The sequence below is a fragment of the Pseudomonas sp. BN505 genome (genome assembly GCF_029873175.1).
Classification (GTDB): Bacteria; Pseudomonadota; Gammaproteobacteria; order Pseudomonadales; family Pseudomonadaceae; genus Aquipseudomonas; species Aquipseudomonas putida.
This window is the reverse complement of sequence record NZ_SSOI01000048.1, coordinates 13,925-31,831: the sequence shown is the minus strand read 5'-3', so window position 1 is coordinate 31,831 and position 17,907 is coordinate 13,925. Positions and strand designations below refer to the sequence as shown.

Annotated in this window: 14 protein-coding genes and 2 pseudogenes; 6 read left to right on the top strand and 10 right to left on the bottom strand. The window is 55.7% G+C overall.

Annotation, left to right across the window (positions count from 1 at the left end; genetic code table 11):
* Positions 1–250: 250 nt before the first annotated feature.
* A complete protein-coding gene (gene glyA, locus E8E78_RS15580; protein WP_012270418.1) occupies positions 251–1,504 on the top strand; it encodes a serine hydroxymethyltransferase in 1,254 nt (417 codons plus the stop codon).
* A 243-nt stretch (positions 1,505–1,747) separates the two neighbouring features.
* Complete coding sequence (locus E8E78_RS15575; RefSeq protein ID WP_049278037.1) at positions 1,748–2,704, top strand: bile acid:sodium symporter; 957 nt, start codon at positions 1,748–1,750, stop codon at positions 2,702–2,704.
* 4 nt (positions 2,705–2,708) lie between these two features.
* Here the strand turns inward: E8E78_RS15575 and betT are convergent, their stop codons facing one another.
* From betT to E8E78_RS15530, 9 genes and pseudogenes are all read right to left on the bottom strand, one after another.
* The gene (gene betT, locus E8E78_RS15570; RefSeq protein ID WP_049278035.1) at positions 2,709–4,682 is read right to left on the bottom strand and encodes a choline BCCT transporter BetT; all 1,974 of its coding nucleotides are present in this window, start codon (positions 4,680–4,682) and stop codon (positions 2,709–2,711) included.
* 163 nt (positions 4,683–4,845) lie between these two features.
* Positions 4,846–5,187, bottom strand: a complete 342-nt coding sequence (locus E8E78_RS15565; RefSeq protein ID WP_230676156.1) for a hypothetical protein — start codon at positions 5,185–5,187, stop codon at positions 4,846–4,848.
* A gap of 5 nt (positions 5,188–5,192) precedes the next feature.
* Positions 5,193–5,444, bottom strand: a pseudogene (locus E8E78_RS15560) (type VI secretion system tube protein Hcp); the annotation flags it as partial.
* Positions 5,445–5,562: 118 nt separating this feature from the next.
* Entirely contained in the window at positions 5,563–6,492 is a 930-nt protein-coding gene (locus tag E8E78_RS15555) for a malate dehydrogenase (RefSeq protein WP_280315156.1), read from the bottom strand.
* Between the two features lie 340 nt (positions 6,493–6,832).
* Positions 6,833–7,075, bottom strand: a complete 243-nt coding sequence (locus E8E78_RS15550; RefSeq protein WP_049278032.1) for a hypothetical protein — start codon at positions 7,073–7,075, stop codon at positions 6,833–6,835.
* Positions 7,076–7,447: 372 nt separating this feature from the next.
* Complete coding sequence (locus E8E78_RS15545; RefSeq protein WP_049278030.1) at positions 7,448–7,675, bottom strand: hypothetical protein; 228 nt, start codon at positions 7,673–7,675, stop codon at positions 7,448–7,450.
* A 618-nt stretch (positions 7,676–8,293) separates the two neighbouring features.
* On the bottom strand, positions 8,294–8,494 hold the full coding sequence (locus tag E8E78_RS15540) for a hypothetical protein (RefSeq protein WP_230676157.1): 201 nt from the start codon (positions 8,492–8,494) through the stop codon (positions 8,294–8,296).
* A gap of 7 nt (positions 8,495–8,501) precedes the next feature.
* Positions 8,502–8,624 (bottom strand): annotated as a pseudogene (locus E8E78_RS15535) (Fic family protein); the annotation flags it as partial.
* 370 nt (positions 8,625–8,994) lie between these two features.
* Complete coding sequence (locus E8E78_RS15530; RefSeq protein ID WP_280315159.1) at positions 8,995–10,320, bottom strand: hypothetical protein; 1,326 nt, start codon at positions 10,318–10,320, stop codon at positions 8,995–8,997.
* Positions 10,321–11,161: 841 nt separating this feature from the next.
* On the opposite strand from E8E78_RS15530, the gene iteA reads away from it, so the two are divergent.
* From iteA to E8E78_RS15510, 4 genes are all read left to right on the top strand, one after another.
* On the top strand, positions 11,162–12,346 hold the full coding sequence (iteA, locus tag E8E78_RS15525; protein WP_280315161.1) for an anti-phage ATPase IteA: 1,185 nt from the start codon (positions 11,162–11,164) through the stop codon (positions 12,344–12,346).
* A gap of 233 nt (positions 12,347–12,579) precedes the next feature.
* Positions 12,580–14,565, top strand: coding sequence for a S8 family anti-phage peptidase IteS (gene iteS / locus E8E78_RS15520; protein ID WP_348532383.1), 1,986 nt, complete (start codon positions 12,580–12,582; stop codon positions 14,563–14,565).
* Between the two features lie 262 nt (positions 14,566–14,827).
* Entirely contained in the window at positions 14,828–15,595 is a 768-nt protein-coding gene (locus E8E78_RS15515) for a hypothetical protein (protein ID WP_280315165.1), read from the top strand.
* 306 nt (positions 15,596–15,901) lie between these two features.
* Entirely contained in the window at positions 15,902–16,768 is an 867-nt protein-coding gene (locus tag E8E78_RS15510) for a hypothetical protein (protein WP_280315166.1), read from the top strand.
* A 209-nt stretch (positions 16,769–16,977) separates the two neighbouring features.
* On the opposite strand, the gene E8E78_RS15505 is transcribed toward E8E78_RS15510, so the two are convergent.
* Positions 16,978–17,856 (bottom strand): hypothetical protein, encoded by an 879-nt coding sequence (locus tag E8E78_RS15505; RefSeq protein WP_280315168.1) that lies wholly within the window; start codon positions 17,854–17,856, stop codon positions 16,978–16,980.
* Positions 17,857–17,907: the final 51 nt, after the last annotated feature.

The following is a 17,907-nucleotide window of genomic DNA, read 5'->3' as shown; positions in this document are numbered from 1 at the left end:
CAGCTCCCACAAGTGATGCATCAGCCTCAAGGCCAGCGCCAGTCCTGTGGGCGCTGGCTTGCCGGCGATGGGGCCATATGCGCCCCAAAAAATGGACCTGAGAGTCAGCTCCGGAACCCACCCAGCCCAGACACGGCGCGGGATGCAACATGAGCCCCATTGGTCCGCGACTTGATGCCACTTCATATGCCAGCCGCGAATCAATCGGTTAGAATGCCCACCCAAACTACCCCGATCCTTGAGGACCGCCATGTTCAGCCGTGATTTGACCATTGCCAAGTACGACGCCGAGCTCTTCGAAGCCATGCAGCAAGAAGCCCTGCGCCAGGAAGAGCATATCGAGCTGATCGCTTCGGAAAACTACACCAGCCCGGCAGTCATGGAAGCTCAGGGCTCGGTCCTGACCAACAAGTACGCCGAAGGCTACCCAGGCAAGCGTTACTACGGTGGTTGCGAGTACGTCGACATCGTCGAGCAACTGGCCATCGACCGTGCCAAGGAACTGTTCGGCGCCGATTACGCCAACGTCCAGCCGCACGCTGGCTCCCAGGCCAACGCCGCTGTCTACCTGGCCCTGCTGTCGGCCGGTGACACCATCCTGGGCATGAGCCTGGCCCACGGTGGCCACCTGACCCACGGTGCTTCGGTAAGCTCGTCGGGCAAGCTGTACAACGCCATCCAGTACGGCATCGACGGCAACGGCCTGATCGACTACGACGAAGTCGAGCGCCTGGCTGTCGAGCACAAGCCGAAGATGATCGTTGCCGGCTTCTCGGCCTACTCGCAGGTCCTGGACTTCGCCCGCTTCCGCGCCATCGCCGACAAGGTCGGTGCCTACCTGTTCGTCGACATGGCCCACGTTGCCGGCCTGGTTGCCGCTGGCGTGTACCCGAACCCTGTTCCGTTCGCCGACGTGGTCACCACCACCACCCACAAGACCCTGCGCGGTCCACGTGGCGGCCTGATCCTGGCCCGTGCCAACGCCGACATCGAGAAGAAGCTGAACTCCGCTGTCTTCCCAGGCGCCCAAGGCGGCCCGCTGGAGCACGTGATCGCCGCCAAGGCCATCTGCTTCAAGGAAGCCCTGCAGCCTGAGTTCAAGGCTTACCAGCAGCAGGTGGTGAAAAACGCCCAGGCCATGGCCAGCGTATTCATCGAGCGTGGCTTCGACGTGGTGTCCGGTGGCACCCAGAACCACCTGTTCCTGCTGTCGCTGATCAAGCAGGAAATCTCCGGTAAGGACGCTGACGCCGCTTTGGGCAAGGCCTTCATCACCGTCAACAAGAACTCGGTACCGAATGACCCACGTTCGCCGTTCGTCACCTCGGGCCTGCGTTTCGGCACCCCAGCCGTCACCACCCGTGGTTTCAAGGAAGCCGAGTGCAAGGAGCTGGCTGGCTGGATCTGCGACATCCTGGCAGACCTGAACAACGAAGCGGTGATCGACGCCGTTCGTGAGAAGGTTAAGGCCATCTGCAAGAAGCTGCCGGTTTACGGCAACTGATTGGCGCCAGCCTGAAGTGAAAAAGCCCGGCCCAGTGCCGGGCTTTTTCGTTTTCATGAACCAGGTTCGCTAACCTGTCGCGGCCCCTGTGGGAGCGGGTTTACCCGCGAAGAGGGCAACGAGGTGGATGGCACCGGCTACGCCGGTGTTCGCGGGTGAACCCGCTCCCACAGGTAATATGCTTGCCTTCACTACCTAGGCTCAATTCAAGTTGCTTCCACACCACCAACCACAGGCCACACCTTGACCAGAGAACAACTCGAGACCCACCAGATCCCGATCTACTTCGCTGCCGTGCTCGCAGCCGTTGCCTTCGGCTTGATGGCCAGCGACAGCGCACGCCACCTGGAAGCCCTGGTCACCCCCGCCATTGCCGTGCTGATGTATGCGATGTTTCTGCAAATCCCTTTCCTCGACCTGCGCCAGGGTCTGGGTAATCGCCGTTTCATGGGCGCCCTGCTGCTCGCCAACTTCATTCTTGTGCCGCTGTTGGTCTGGGCGATCACCCGTGGGCTGGTCGAGCACCCGGCGATCCTTGTCGGCGCGCTGCTGGTACTGCTTACACCCTGCATCGACTACGTGGTGGTGTTCACCCACATCGGCAAAGGCGACTCGCGCCTGACCCTGGCCGCCACACCCGTGCTATTGCTGGTGCAATTGGCACTGCTGCCGATCTACCTGGCCCTGATGCTGGGAGACAGCAGCAACGTGTCCATTTCCATCACCCCGTTCGTGGAAGCCTTCGTGCTGCTGATCGTGCTGCCCATGCTGCTTGCCGTGCTCACCAGCCTCGGTGCCCGCCGCTCGCGCACAGTCACGGCCTGGAATGACGCCTGGGCGTGGTTGCCCGTGCCGGCGATGGCCTTGGTACTGGTGGTTGTGATCGCTTCGCAGATTGCCGTGGTGGTGCGTGATTTCGACCGCTTGCTGCCGGTGATTCCGGTGTACATCGGCTTCATGCTGCTGGCGCCAGCGCTCGGCTTCATCGCGGCGCGGCTGCTACGCCTGCCGGCCACCGAAGCGCGTTCGGTGATGTTCAGCGCATCGACCCGCAATTCGCTGGTGGTGCTGCCGCTGGCACTGGCCTTGCCAGAGCATACGCGCACCCTGGCGGCAGCTGCCGTGATCACGCAGACGCTGGTGGAACTGGTGTGCGAGCTGGTGTACGTGCGGGCCATACCTCGCCTGGCCCGCACGTAGGGGCTCAACTGACCACGTGCAGGTAGTGCAGGTGGCGCTCGTACTGGTCCAGGATGTCGCCAATCACATCTTCGCGGCTCCAGCCCATCACGTCGTAGTCCTGCCCGCCCTCACGCAGATACACCTCGGCGCGGAAATACTTGCGTGCATCGTTGTTATCGTCAGATTCGCGAATGACGAAGCTAGGGGTATTGTACGCACGCGGCCGAACTTCATATTTGAAGCGGCCCTCGCCCGCGTGGGAAAGCTCGAGCGTGACCCGGCCATCGTCGCGTTCCTCAACCGTAACCTCGTAACCTTGCTTGCGCAGCTCCTGGGCCACTTCCTCGCAGGCGGGCTTGACCACATCATTGATAAAGCGAGTAACGTGGGCCCTACGCGGCATCATGGCGATGTTGCGCAGGCGCCGTTGCCAGCCACCGTGATTCTGCCGGTGCTGGCGCTGGCCAGGCAGCGATTGGGTGCGCAGGCCGCGACGTGTGGCATCCAGGCCCAGGGCCTTGAACAGGCCCCAGATCGCCACCAGCAGGATTACCGCGAATGGCAAGGCACTGGCGATGGTGGCTGCCTGCAACGCTTTCAGGCCGTTGGCCAACAGCAAGGCAATGGCAACTGCGCCCATGGTCACCGACCAGAACACCCGCTGCCACAGCGGCGAGTGACCTTTGCCCGAGGAGGCAAGCATGTCTACCACCAGTGCCCCGGAGTCGGCGGAGGTGACAAAGAACACCACCACCATTAGCACCGCCACCAACGATACCGTTGTCGACCACGGGAAGTGTTCGAGAAACGCGAATAGCGCAAGCGAACTGTCCTGATCGACCACCGCCGCCAGCTCCCTCACACCCCCGTGCAGGATCATGTGAATGGCGGTGTCCCCGAACACAGTCATCCACAGCAGGGTAAAACCGGCCGGTACGAACAACACGCCGCAGACGAATTCGCGAATGGTGCGACCACGGGAAATACGCGCGATAAACAGCCCTACGAAAGGCGACCAGGACAGCCACCAGCCCCAGTACAGCAGGGTCCAACCCCCGATCCAGTCGGTGGGTTCGTAGGCGAACAGGTTGAATGTCTTGTTGACGATATCGGACAGGTACGCGCCGGTGTTCTGAACATAGGCCTGCAGCAGGAACACGGTCGGGCCCATCACCAGCACGAACAGCATCAATATCACTGCCAGGCCAAGGTTGAGCTCGGAGAGAATGCGAATGCCTTTATCCAGCCCGCTGGCCACCGACAGCGTGGCAAGGGCACAGGTGGCGGCGATGAGAACGACCTGCACAGTAGTGCTGACTGGCAAACCGAACAGCTGGTGCAGGCCGCTGTTGATCTGCAGCACGCCGTAGCCAAGCGACGTGGCCACGCCAAATACCGTCCCGAGAATGGCAAAGATATCCACAGCATGCCCAATCGGGCCGTAGATGCGCTCGCCGATCAAAGGATACAGAGCCGAACGCAGCGTCAACGGCAGCCCGTTGCGGAAACTGAAGTAAGCCAGGATCAGCGCGACGATGGCGTAGATGGCCCAGGCATGCAGGCCCCAGTGGAAGAACGTGATGTTCATGGCTTCACGGGCTGCTGCGATGGTATTTGGCTCACCGACCGGGGGGTTGATGAAATGCATCACAGGCTCGGCTACACCGAAGAACATCAGGCCGATACCCATGCCTGCCGAGAACAGCATGGCGAACCAGCTCTTGTTGGGGTAATCCGGTTCGCTGTGGTCCGGTCCCAGCTTGATATCGCCGTAACGGCTGACCGCCAGGAACACCACGCTGATCAGTACCAATGCCACGGTAAGGATGTAGAACCAGCTGGCGTTGGTGATGATCCATTGCTGCACGTGTTCGAACACACGCTGGGCGTGCTCCTGGAAAACAGTGGCGTACAGCACCAATAGCAGCACCAGAATGGCACTGGTAAAGAAAACGGGAGGGTTGATGGTGCTCCTGCGTTTTTGCTCTGCATTCATAGGCAGTATTGCTCCTGGTGTACAGCGCTGCGCATCGTGAACGAGCGGTCAAGACTCGATCACCCTCGACGCGTGGTGAATGAGAGACGCCCAAACCTTACCGTCAGTTCAGGCATTTCCCAACAATAACCGCTGCGCTTTCCCGCCAGACCCGCGCTGAAAGTCAGCCCGGGTTACGTTTGAGCTCGGCAATGCGCTCCGGGCCGGTACCACAGCCGACGCGGTCGATGCCGCAGCAACCTTGGGTCGCGAGAGGTCTGCTCGTGCAAAGCTCGAGGCTGCCGGTTAGAACAACCCCCTGCGCACGAAGAGGCTCGGTATAGCCAGCACCATGGAGATCAAACCCGTACGCATAACCTTGCCCAGAAGGCCTGCATGTTGAAACGTGATTTAAAGACTCGTAGTACTCAGTGTATTTATGTGCGATGAAACACTGTACGACCATCGCCAGCATCATGGGTGCAAGAATCAGAATCGCAATTAGCCCAGGCTCAACTTCATTCACTCCGATACTTCCTTGAGATGCTGGCCCGAGCAGCTGGCTTCCAGCAGCTTGCAACTCGCGCTGTCGAGAAACTTGGTGAACGTGAAGTTGGTCAAGGTGGTACGTCCCGATGTTGCACCGCCGGACGAGCTTGCGGTAGCCGACGCGCTTTGATTGACACCGAAGTTTTAGCCGTTGATCTCGATCCAGTTGGTGTACTGCTCATCCAGCGCTTCGCCAGCGATATCGTCGATTTGGATGAAAGCGTCGAAAGCCATGCCTACCTCTCCCTGGTAATGGTGGGTCTGAACCCCAATGAACGGGTGTGACAGGTACGGAGGCAAAGTGTTCCCCCACTGCCCGAGCCGCCACACCCGATGCATGACGCTTCAAGCCCTACAACGCCTTCATCTCGGCAATATCTCGCGCCACCTGGTCTGCAGAGTGGTCGAACATCGCCTGCTCCTGCGCATCCAGCGGCAATTCGATAATCCGCGCAAGCCCCTTCTCTGCCAGTACGCAGGGCACACCCATGGCGATATCCGTTCGCCCATACTCGCCCTCAAGAATCGCCACCGCCGGCAAAATACGGTTCCGCCCATTGGCGATCGCATCGACCATCTGCGCAATGGCCACGCCCGGTGCATCGCAGGCGCTCCCCGTCTTCTTCAACCCCAGAATCTCACCGCCGCCCTTACGGGTGCGCTCGACAATCTGTTCGATCTGCTCGCTGGACAGGAAGTGCGACAGCGGCACCGAGCCGATCTGGCAGTAGCGCATCAGCGGCACCATGCTGTCGCCATGGCCGCCCAGCACCAGCGCGGTGATATCCCGGACAGAAAACCCGGTTTGTTCGGCGATGAAACACTTCATGCGCGCGGTATCCAGCACCCCCGCTTGCCCGAACACCTTGTCCCGCCCAAGGCCGCTGACGCTCCAGGCGCGGTAGGTGAGCACGTCGACCGGGTTGGACACCACCAGCACCGTGGCTGCCGGCGCATGGTGCCTGATATCGGCCATGATGCTGTCGAGGATTGGCAGGTTGATGCTCAGTACATCCTGGCGCGACTGGCCGGGCTTGCGCGGCACGCCTGCGGTAATTACCACCAGCTCGGAGCCGTCCAGCAGGTCGGCTTTGCCCCCGCCGTAAACCCGGGTATCGGAGCCTGATTCCACGGCTGCCTGCCACACGTCCAGCGCCTTGCCCTGCGCCAGCTCACCCTGCACGTCCATCAGCACCAGCTCACGGCACAACTCGTCCCGGGCGATGATCTGCGCCGCTGCCTCGCCGACCAAGCCGGCGCCCACGATTGAAAGTTTGTTCACCTGACACCTCCCAGCGGCGCGCGCCACCAGGAACACGCCTGCATATACAGAGAAGTATTGCCCGCCGAGGCGAAAAGGCCACCCAAAGGCTGATGGCCGGCAGCTGACGGGACACTGGCCTGCCCTGCCCGAGGGATCAAACGGTGTATTAACCGCGCATCTGCCAGAGGATGAAATCCACTTTCTTCAGGTCGGTCAGCTTGTTGTGCTCTGGGGTCAGTTGGTGGTGCTGGAGCCGCTTGCCTTGCGGGCGCACATCCATGAAATGCTTACCCTCGCCCTGAAGACTTACGAACAGTGAACAACACGGTTCCAAAAGCACCTTCCTCGTGCCGGTAAATCAACGGACCAAGGGACGAACCACAACAAACAGTACTACCAGGCCCACAAGCCCAGAAGCAACCAGCCACCCGGTCGAGGCCATTGCCTGGAAAAACCCCGGGAAGAAAGGAATTTTCCCAAGCTTGACCAGCGCCAGGCAAAACCATGGCATCAGGAGGATGTATAGCAGCGGGATATAAACGATTGCCTGAAGCACTAGCGTCAATCCGCCGGCCCAGTCATTCCAGTGGTGGTTGGACATGGTGATTTCCTTATCTTGAACGTGACGGGGAGTCGTCCGCCTCTTGGTACCCCATACCGCCGTTAGTACACAAGGCATGAGCCCCATTTACCATGCCTGTAAAGATATCCCCAACCCGCCCCAAAGTGGTCATTACCAGGAGCGGCCTTGTGTCGCGAAAGGGCTGCAAAGCAGCCCCAGTAATCTATACCTCCGCACCGAACACCGGGTGTACGGCAGTTGCCCTGCTGAACACCTGAGACCTGGCACGATCCCTGTGGGAGCGGGCGAGCCCGCGAACACGGGCGCAGCCCGTGCCACCCACCGTGATGCCTGCTAAACGGCTAGCCGGCGGCGCACTGCGCAGGAAGCGCCGATCAGTAAAGGCCCAGCCTAATCAGCCGGGGCCTGACCACTCTGCTCCATCACCTTCCCACACTGCTCACTGGCCAATCGGCTGATGATCCGGATCGCTTGGTGAATGCCGGCAGTGTTGCGGAAGCTCAGTTGCGGGTTGTGTTCGCATTCCAGCATTTCGTCATGCTGGACCAGGGCCTCGCCTAGTAGTTCGAGAGTCCAGGCGTAGCTTTGGATGGTGGAGAGGCGTTCTTGATCAGTCATGGCGTGCCTCCGATTGGGCGGAGGTGAAGCGGGATTGGCTAACGGTGAAATAGCTGAGGGTCGTCGAGGAACGACGGAGGAGAACGGATGCGAGGTTCAGCAACGGACTTACGGTGGTCATGCATGAGTTCCTTTCGTGATGGAACTACCACCGCTCGCGGCCAAGCAAGTTAAGGTGGCAGCAGTACGCGGGTTGGCCGACCGGGACGAAAGGAGCCCGGCACACCCGAAGGTGTCCCGCGCACCACCGCCATAACACGACATCGCGGGCACAAAAAAAGCGCCTGCGATGAAGACTGGGCGCTGATGCGCCTTTCGATTCCGACCGGCCAAGGTCGCGTCGCCGATGCTCCGGCGACTGAGGGACTTTATTCCTGGGTGGCTGTTTTCGCAAGTTTTCGAGGGTACGAATGAACTGCGCGTTTCGTAGGAAATTGCTCGCCACAGGTAACTCACACACTCCAGTCCGTATGCGGTCCGTGTAGGAGCTGGCTTGCCTGCGATGGGCTGCGCAGCAGCCCCATACCCCGGCGTGGCAGGAATAACCCACCATCGGCCTTCAACAGAAGGAGCCAGCTGCAACCCGATATCTGGCCCACCACTCACCAACGACCTCCCCTATCCCTCCAACTCATGGCCGTTCCGCTCCATCACCTTCCCACACTGCTCACTGGCCAACCGGCTGATAATCCGAATCGCCTGATGGATACCGGCCGTGTTGCGAAAGCTCAATTGCGGGTTGTGTTCGCATTCCAGCATTTCATCGTGCTGGACCAGGGCCTCGCCTAGCAGTTCGAGGGTCCAGGCGTAGCTTTGGATGGTGGAGAGGTGGAGTGTCCCCTTCCAGCCTCCGCCTGCGCAGAAATTCGAGCTCGGCCAGAACGTCAACCAGCGGCGAGTCGAAGGATGCGTTCAGTAGCTGCAGGTCGTGGTGAGAAAACGGGGGCATCTCAAAATTATCTCTAAACGGGAAAATCATTATCTAGAAAAATTTCGGCTCTAACCCCGTAAACACTGGCCAAAACCTGATCGAAAGCTAACCATTATCTAAAAAAACGTACACCCCTAAGTGGAAAACTGCGAACCATTAAGTCAAAAACACGCAGATCCGCGGGAAAAAACGGGAACAAAAAAGCCCGCACAAGGCGGGCTTCTATTGGTGCCAGGTAGCGAGAAATCGCCATAGGCCAACTGATTCTGGTGCGGAGACAGGAATCGAATAGCGCAGACTTAGCCCCGTAAAAACTGGATACTGATGCTATCAGCCTTCAAACGTATCCCTATACATATCCCTAAATCCCAATCTGCCCCCTTGGCGACTATGCCGCTCCCTCGCGAGCCCGCTGGAGGTTCTCTGCGAAGAACTGCCCATTGTACTCGGTCACTAGCGGATCGAGCTCATCCACAGGTATCACTCCTACGCGATCGACCTGACTGAGGAGACGTCCATACATGGTAGAGCCGGGCAGGTCTGCACCGGTTTCCCTAGGCATTCTGATGATGCGCTCCAGATCCTCGCGAGTGAGCGTATCGAAGAGAGGAGTGATCAACTTCTCGATTACGTCATTTGAAGTGTGCCAGCTGCGCGACTCCGATAGCAGTTGGAGCGACCGCTCCTTCGCCAACGCACCTATGTCATGCTCCTGGATCGCAACAGAGAGACGGTCGGTCCCCAATGCCTGAATTCTCTGGTTCGCCGCAGCAGCCAACGTCGGATGTCTCCCAACCGCCAGGGCCGGCATTACCTCAGCTTCGGGTCCACTACGAAGGAACTCCGCCATCCGCACACGAGCAGCTTCATCAATCAAACCGGCCATTTCAGGTGTCGCCGCTACCAGTCGGGCAACTGCTGGCAATCCTGGGTCTCCTACCTGCCTGATTAGCGTACTCAATTGCTGGGATATCCTAGGCTCAGCAATCGCTCGATGGGAATCGAGCAGCACCGACAGCACCGCACCGACTTGGATTTTCCCAGTCACGGGACTATCTGGCTGAGCAAATCCGAAGATGAGCGAGTCAACCAAGCCACGAACGAGGGCTTCGGACGGGTTCGCCAATGGGGTTTGGCGTAGTGCAATCGATGCCTGGTGGTGATCCCTCGGGAAATAGTCAGAGGCAACGGTGGTGAGCAGCTCAGCGATAGCGGCGCGCCCCTGGATAGGTGGCTGTGACAACACATGCTCTACCGCATTACGGAGGTGGAGGCGAGCAAGCTCAGCATTCGGCCGGTGAGGAATCCCTGCAGACTGAAATGACGGATGCGCACATTGGTGCCGATCTTCGCGAAGGCGCTGAAGATCACGCATTTGCTGGTGGTCAAAGAAGCCCAGATCCGTACCACACGTACCGATAATCGTCCGCTCGAATTCCAAGGCGTTTTTCACACCTTGGTCATTGCCCGCATTGATCTGGTCGATGTAGGTCTCATAGCGAGTGTTGATGCGCTGCGCTTTTGCATCACCTGCAAGGGCAAGATCGCGGATTTTATCGACTAGGTCGAATACGACCGCAATCCAGGCGTTAACAATGGCTGACCTGTACGCGCCAGCCTTGTAGCACTGGATTGATTCCGAAACATAGTCTCTCGAACGCTCCGCTCGGCACCTGAGTACCAGCGTGTCCAAGTCAGCTAGGGAGTCGGTCATGCATGAGTCTTCCAATTCCGGGCACGCGCTCCTTGCCCGCGCCACCAGAGATCGAGCATATCCCAAGCTCGGCAAATGCGCAGCGAGCTGGGAACGTCGCCTGATCCAGAGAAACCAACCCAGCCGGTGTTAAAAAAGTCCAACAATTCACCGCTGTTCACCAGGTTGACCAGTTCACTAAGCTGGCAGATCAGCCGCTAACAAAAGATCGCGGGTTTCCTGCCCCGTATCTCAGTGATTTGATCAGGGTCCCCCGGTCATAGCAGAAACAGAGTCCATACCAAGCTTCCGGTACCGATTCTCGCTGGAGGTTTTGCTAACCGCTGGGCGAGGGCCTGATACAGAGTTTGGCTAGTATGGGGTTACAGGTGTAGCAGGTGTTTCAAACGAATCAACCAATTGATTTATAAGCACTTTCACGATTATTGATACTGCTTTCGAGTATGTGTAGCAACTGAGCGTAACGTGTAACGGTGTTACGGAGGCGTTCCGCTGCTGCACTCACGCAATGTTGAGGAGCCGCGAACGTCGCCCCTCCTTCAGCTGCCAACTGTCCTCAACGCGTCCCCTGTAACCTGCGACGTTTTTTGACGCAATGAACGCTCCCAGCCCTTGCCCCGCTGCTGACACCCGGTCGCCTGAAGCATGGCCTAAGTCACTGCCCAAGGGCTTGCCGGCATAGAGCGCTGCGCCTAGTGGAGTGGACTCACCACCCCTAGGGCGGTCACGCATCGCCCGAAAGACTTGCCCGTATCAAAATTGCCATATCCTGTAGCGAAATTGCACCTTTACGTTACACTACCCCAGAAATATGAAACGAATCCATTGATTGGTAGCTCACTTGGAACATCTTTCCGAAATACTAAAAATCCTTGATGGCGCCCTGAAGGCCAATGCCAGCATGGCCTCAAACTACGCAGGACTTCTAGCCGATAAGCTGGAACAGGCCGGAGATGGCAAGCAAGCCCGCATGATTCGCGAGCGACTGGCCCGGGCACCTGTCGCGCTAGCAAATGCCCAGGATGCTTCGAACGGGGTCAGCTTTGGCAACCTGCCAGTTGACGGTGAAAGCCACTTGCACACAGTGGACGTGAGCCACCCGATGGAAGACGAACCGTCTCTCCTATTGCCGAGTGCGATCGCCTCACGAATCGGTGAGTTCATATCCAATGTGCAACGTTATGACGAGCTCGCGCGGATGAACGCAGCGATGCCGAGCCGACTGTTAGCTTACGGACTGCCTGGAACTGGTAAAACCAAGCTCGCCCGTTATATAGCTGCCAAGCTCAAGCTGCCGTTGCTTACGGTGCGTTGCGATACCCTAGTGAGTAGCCTCCTAGGTCAGACCAGTAGAAACCTGAGACGAGTTTTTGAGTTCGCTCAACAAAGGCCTTGTGTACTTCTCCTCGACGAGTTTGATGCGCTCGCAAGCGCTAGGGGGAACGATCGAGATGTCGGAGAGCTTCAACGCGTCGTGATCGCACTATTGCAAAACATAGACGCGATAACCGAAAGCACCGTTGTTATCGCTGCCACGAATCACGATCGCTTGCTGGACCCTGCGGTATGGCGACGTTTCGGCTTCCGCGTTCCCATGCCGATTCCGGACACTGCTTTACGCAGGCAGCTATGGGCACAATTTTTGTTGCCGTATAAAACTGAGGGAATTGACCTGGAACATCTCGCAGACATCTCCACAGGCATCACCGGCGCTAACATCGAGCAGGTTTGTCTGGACACAAAACGAGCAACTGTACTGGCAGGCTCTCATGAAATTAGTGAGCTAGAGCTGATGAGACGCTTGGGTTTAAATCTTGCGATAACCAATGGCATACTGCTATCAACTGTCGAAGCTGAGATTTACTGGCTGCGAGAGTGGTCTCCTAAGCATTTTTCCTTGAGAGCACTCGCAAAGCTGTACGGCTTGTCGACAAGGCATATCGGCAAAGTCATCAAGGAAGGTAGCGACCATGGCACGCAAGAAAGGCCCAGAGTCAGTCCCGGATCGGCCCAGTCCACGGACTAACAACCCCTTCATTCATGTCCCCTTTTCCCCGATGGACCTCAGCTCCGTTGAGCGTCCACCCGGTGGGGGCAAGAAGCTTCTGGTGCCGGTGGATGACGAATACCGAAAAACTCTTTCGCGGAGCTTGCTGCAAGCCTCGGCAGTTTTGTCTGGTGAGCAGGAAAGATATCCATCGCAGCTGTCGACGTTTGTCTTCCGCCTTAGGGAAAAAGGGATAGCGAAGTCACCGGCCGATCGAGCTTACTCAAGAGACAGGACTGCAACCTGCAGGTCACGCTAAAATAGACGAGATGTTGGTCTCAGCGGATGGTAGCGCCATTTCTGCCCTCAACAACGCTATTTTGACGCGCAGAACGAAAGTAATCACTGCTAATCTCAGCGCTATTGAAGGAATCGAGCCTTGGGGCCGGGCCCGTCGGAACCCTGGAGGTTCTGCGGAACTGCAGCAGAAGGGAAGTGGCCTGCTGAGACTTTTCCAATATCAACGGTCAGATTTCAACAGCATCAACCAAGAAACCGTCCTCCAGTTGTTGAAATCGCTGCGCATCGACTACTACGAAATTCCCATAGGGAGAGGCTTGCCTCTCATTGCGATACGGCGCTTAGACCGACTCGACGACTCAGCCCTTGAGAGCTTGCTGGACTATCCTGGCGCACGTCAGATTTACGCCGAACCAACCTACTACAGTCGTAACTCAGTGAGCGTACCGGTAACTGCTGCGTCAGGCAGCGCTGCCTCCTCTACAAGCACTGTTTACCCTACGGTGGCAGTCTTCGATACCGGTGTGAGTAGAGACGCATTGGCGATAACCGATTGGGTGAAAAGTCGAGACACTTACGTTCTTCCGCCTGACACGAACTTCGAGCACGGCACGGCAGTCGCCTCCCTCGTGGCAGGTGCAGCGCATTTCAATGATGGGCACGCTTGGATACCTCCGACCCAGGCCTATGTGCATGACGTATGCGCGTTAGAAGCCGCTGGGTCAACTTTCGGTGAGTTGGAACTGAGGCTGCGAGAAGCGGTTCAACGGCGACCAGATATCAAAGTCTGGAATCTTTCGCTTGGCGGCGCGGCGTGCGACGAGCAAAGCTTCAGCGAAATGTCCATGGCACTGGATGACCTTAGCGACAAATATGGTGTTCTCTTCGTTGTCGCAGCCGGGAACTATCTCGACCAACCGCGCCGGACATGGCCAAATCCTGCGCTACTCGCCGACCGCGTCTCATGTCCTGGTGAATCTGTTCGAGCTCTAACCGTGGGCTCAATCTCTCACGTAGATGCTGCCGGGGCACTGTCTGCTGCCGGGCACCCTACGCCATATTCTCGCTGTGGCCCAGGCCCTGTCTTTACACCTAAACCAGATATAACCCATGTAGGTGGAGGCGTTCATGCGCCTTGGGCAGCAGGCCCGAGCAGCCTCAAAGTGCTAACTCCGAATAATCAGTTGGGGTATGGCTTCGGAACAAGTTATGCAGCCCCTATCGCGTCTGCAATGGCTGCTAACGCTTGGTTGGCCGTGACTGGGCATGGTGCTTTGGCTCCCACTCCCGCATTGGTAAAGGCCCTGATGATCCATTCGGCTCAGCTGTCTTCGCCTGATTACGAGGCGTTCGAGCGCCGATATCATGGGGCAGGTAGACCAGAGGCGATTTTGAAATGCCTATATGACAGCGACGACAGCTTCACACTGGTTTTCCAAGCGGACCTGGTACCGGGAATGCGATGGCGTAAGGCTCCATATCCAATCCCGGATTCTCTGATTCATAACGGAAAATTTCGAGGTGAGATCATCATTACAGCTGCCTACGCACCACCGGTTGATCCTGGAGCCGGTAGTGAATACGTTCGGGCGAATGTTGAGCTTAGCTTTGGCGAAATCGAAGGAAATAACATTAGAGGTAAAGTACCCATGGATGGCGAGGTGGGACAAAGTGGCTACGAAGCCGCCCAAGTGGAGCATGGGAGCAAATGGTCGCCGGTGAAGGTCCATCGCAAGAGTTTTCCTCAAGGAACAGCCGTTGAAACTTGGGGCTTTCAAGCGACAGCAATGCTTCGAGCTTTCGAACCAGCTCTGACGCACGCGCTTCCGGTCACAATAATTGTCACGCTTCGTGCACTTGATGGAAACCCAGATGTTAGAAGCGATGGAGTTCGTGCGCTGACGCAGGCCAACTGGATACATGCCGTACTTCCCGTACGCACACCTATCCGCACATGAGATAGATACAAAGCTGACTACTCGCTTTGGGTCGATAGCCGCTTGCTTTCTAATAATAGCTTTCGACCCAAACCCCATGAATTTTTATTCGGGCTGATTACAACAATTCCTGAATTCAGGCCTTTGTAAAAACACTGAGAAAGTTGAAAAACCAACTCTCCACCCCCATACAAAACAGCCTCCGATTAATGTAAAACTGTTTCTGCCATAACAACTCATTGGTGACCGGAAAAACACCTCAGCAATCATATAGGAGAAACTCTTGAAACATAAAATCTGGGAAACCAGCAACTCGTTACTCATCGCATACGAAGTTCTTGCCTTAGGCTACAAGAAGGCCCTATCAATTCGAACACCATTTAATTTTGAGCATACTACGGAGTTGACGAGAGCAGAACCCCCGAAGCATGACTACGCCAACTACAACCAGTCATTAGCTTTAATCACTCTCAACGCGTCAATCTTAGAAGGAACTCTCAGGAGCATAATATCAGAAACACTTGCCACTGATATCAACCTAGCAATCGTCCAAGCGAATGAAGCAGGAAGAACAGGACCGACAAAAGCGGAGCAACTTCTATTCAAATTTCGTGACGAAGTTGAACTTCAAGGGGGTTGGGAAAGCCTCAAAAATCAATACTCATTTTATTTCAACCTCGCCATTGAGAAAATAACGGACGAAAGTACGCGCGAAGGGATCAATACTCTTTTCGTTCTGCGAAATATTATTGCTCATGGTACAGCGATTATCCAGCCTAGCGAACAAATGGAAGAAGACATGAAGGATGTATATCCCTATACATGGCAGCGAAAAACCCAAAGAGCGCATGTCTATCTTAAAACTACATTCGGGCACGATGGTTTTTTTGAGAACCTAGCAGAGCACGAAGTACCAAAACATTTCATGACAATCACGAAGAAATTTTTACAAGACGTTCTTGCTCATGTACAGCCCGCTCCCACAAGAGCTCAAAAAACCATTCAAATGATAAACAATTATAATTTTGGATATATAAACCACTCACGATAGATTGCTTAAGCATTCGCAAATCGAAACTCAACGCCCATTTATTTTACGAATCTTCAGTATACGTGAGGCTATGGGCACACCAAAACTATCAGGCTAACCACTAATCCACCATAATGCGGCGTGGATAGCTAGCACTGCACGCTTTGCCCGCCATCAGCAGATAGCTGCATAACTCACCATCGAAAGCCGAAAAGCAAACATGACAGAGTAGTAGCAGAGGCAGCCGACGGTGATCGCCCACAAAGTCCGCACTTGAATTTTTAAACCTTCAGCCCTGGCGCAGAATAGCTATCAAGAGATCAACACATGGTAAATCCTTGGGAAAAAGACGAATACAAACAAGCTAAGAAGTGGGCGGAAAAAGCCCGGGGGAAACAGCTAGACGTGATACCTTGCGTCGCTACCTGGATGGACATTTGTGGGTTTGGGGCAGCATTAGAGAATAGCTCTTGGGATTTAGCCACGCTTCAGCAAAATGAAATACTAACGATGCTGAGTGAAGTTTACGAGAGAGTAGCCCACCCGTTCTTGATAGGCGTGAAACCCATGCCTTATGAGACAGTACTTGTCATCAATGACGGAATCGCTCGAACCGTCGACCTAGGCAATCCCGAATTTGCTATTGCCGCCCAATTCATTTTTTACCTCAGAGATCTTTTCTTTGCGCATAGCCACCTATTAGCTCTAACCAAATCTTATGGATATGGTATCCGTACAGTATTGGCAGGTGGGGAAAGGGTTCAGTATTCCGCAGAAGAGTTCACGGGAAACTCGATCTTGCATCATAGCGAAAACAATATCAGTGACTTTGGAAAAAAACTTCTCAACAAGACATTTGTTTACAATCCTCTTGAATTTCAGTTAAATACCGCCTTCGCGAAGGCATACTCAATGGATGCTCTAGGAAGCAAGCATGGTTTCAAGGTGAGCGGCCTGTATATTGAATCTTCCTTCTGGGAGACGATCAAGTCCATACCGCAAATCAGGGTTGATATATGCGAAAAATCAGTTCTTATCCTACATAACGACTTACCTGCTTTGGAGTTCTACTGCAACGATCAGGTGAGGTGTGAGTTTAAAGGCCTGAATCTAACCTCAGATAGAATATATGCCGTACGAATTTATGCGGAATTCGAAGGTGAGGAGACATACTGTGAACTTGAAAAAACTTGAAACCTTAATGGCGCTTTAGACTTTCTGCGATATTTCTGCCCATTATCTACCCTCCTTCAAGGGTAGATAAGGTCCGAAAGCAGCCACTAAATATTTCGCTTTCGACATACAATCCGCAGACTGTTAACCCTCGATTGTAGCGCACTGGAAAGGCAAATTGTAATAGAACGCATCACCGCACAGAGTTAAGTGATGCGCTTTACGTCTCTTCAGGCTGCTTTACTATTTTTTTTAAAGTCAGTTAATTTGATATCGATAATCTGTGCCGGGGAATATTGGTAACTCAATGCAGCCAAGTCGCTGTCACTCCAGTGGGTATAGCTGTCCAATTGGCTACTCACGTGGAAACGATGAAATGCCATCCCTTCGCGCCCCATGTAGCGCTTTGCCGCATACAGCTTGGCTCCCAGATCAAGAATTTCTTTTACCGATACATCCCACTGCTCCTCAAGGCGCTCAAGAGCCACTACAACAGCGGAGCGTTCGGCCTTGAGAATCTCCTCAGCAGCCTCTTCGATATGCGCGTCGATCGTTTTAATTTCCTGCTCCAACGCAGCGATCATCAAGCCTTGGCGGCGCTGTTGCTCCATCGATGAGCTCAAGGCCTTCGCCGCTTTCTGTGCGTCATCGGCAGCTTTTTTCTCACCATCTACATCGCTCCAGGCAACCGCTTGAGCATAAGCTCGCGCGGCATCCTCCTCAGCCTGGCGAGCATCAGCAATCATTTTCTCGGACTGGCTCTTGGTTTCCGCCAACCGCGTGCTAAGCACTTTGCGCTTGCCCTCCAGGTCGGCCTTATCAGCTGCCCAGTTACCCATGGTTTCTTTGTACTCTGCCATCAGCTCAGAGCTGTTGGTCTTTCGGTCCCACCATGCAATGTCCCGATCAATCACAGAGACTTTGTGCTCGATGGTTCCGACCTTCGATCTCACTTCCCGAAGGCGGATTTGAAGCTCGTTACCTGCTGGCGTTTCAGCATAGTTTGGATCACTCAGGTGCTCTTCGTATTGGGCGATCTGCCCATTGAGCTCCTCGAGCTCAGCTTGGTGCTGGGTGCGTTCTATGTTCAGTTTTTCAAGGCTTCGCATTGCTTTGTCATCCTTAGAAGTGAGTTGAGATTTGAGCGGCTGGCGAGGCCG

What these genes read in the sequence shown, in the direction of transcription:
- glyA (WP_012270418.1), top strand. Translation starts at nt 251, where the DNA reads ATGTTCAGCCGTGATTTGACCATTGCCAAGTACGACGCCGAGCTCTTC.
- betT (WP_049278035.1), bottom strand. Translation starts at nt 4,682, where the DNA reads ATGAATGCAGAGCAAAAACGCAGGAGCACCATCAACCCTCCCGTTTTC.
- E8E78_RS15550 (WP_049278032.1), bottom strand. Translation starts at nt 7,075, where the DNA reads ATGTCCAACCACCACTGGAATGACTGGGCCGGCGGATTGACGCTAGTG.
- E8E78_RS15545 (WP_049278030.1), bottom strand. Translation starts at nt 7,675, where the DNA reads ATGACTGATCAAGAACGCCTCTCCACCATCCAAAGCTACGCCTGGACT.
- E8E78_RS15530 (WP_280315159.1), bottom strand. Translation starts at nt 10,320, where the DNA reads ATGACCGACTCCCTAGCTGACTTGGACACGCTGGTACTCAGGTGCCGA.
- E8E78_RS15510 (WP_280315166.1), top strand. Translation starts at nt 15,902, where the DNA reads ATGGTAAATCCTTGGGAAAAAGACGAATACAAACAAGCTAAGAAGTGG.
- E8E78_RS15505 (WP_280315168.1), bottom strand. Translation starts at nt 17,856, where the DNA reads ATGCGAAGCCTTGAAAAACTGAACATAGAACGCACCCAGCACCAAGCT.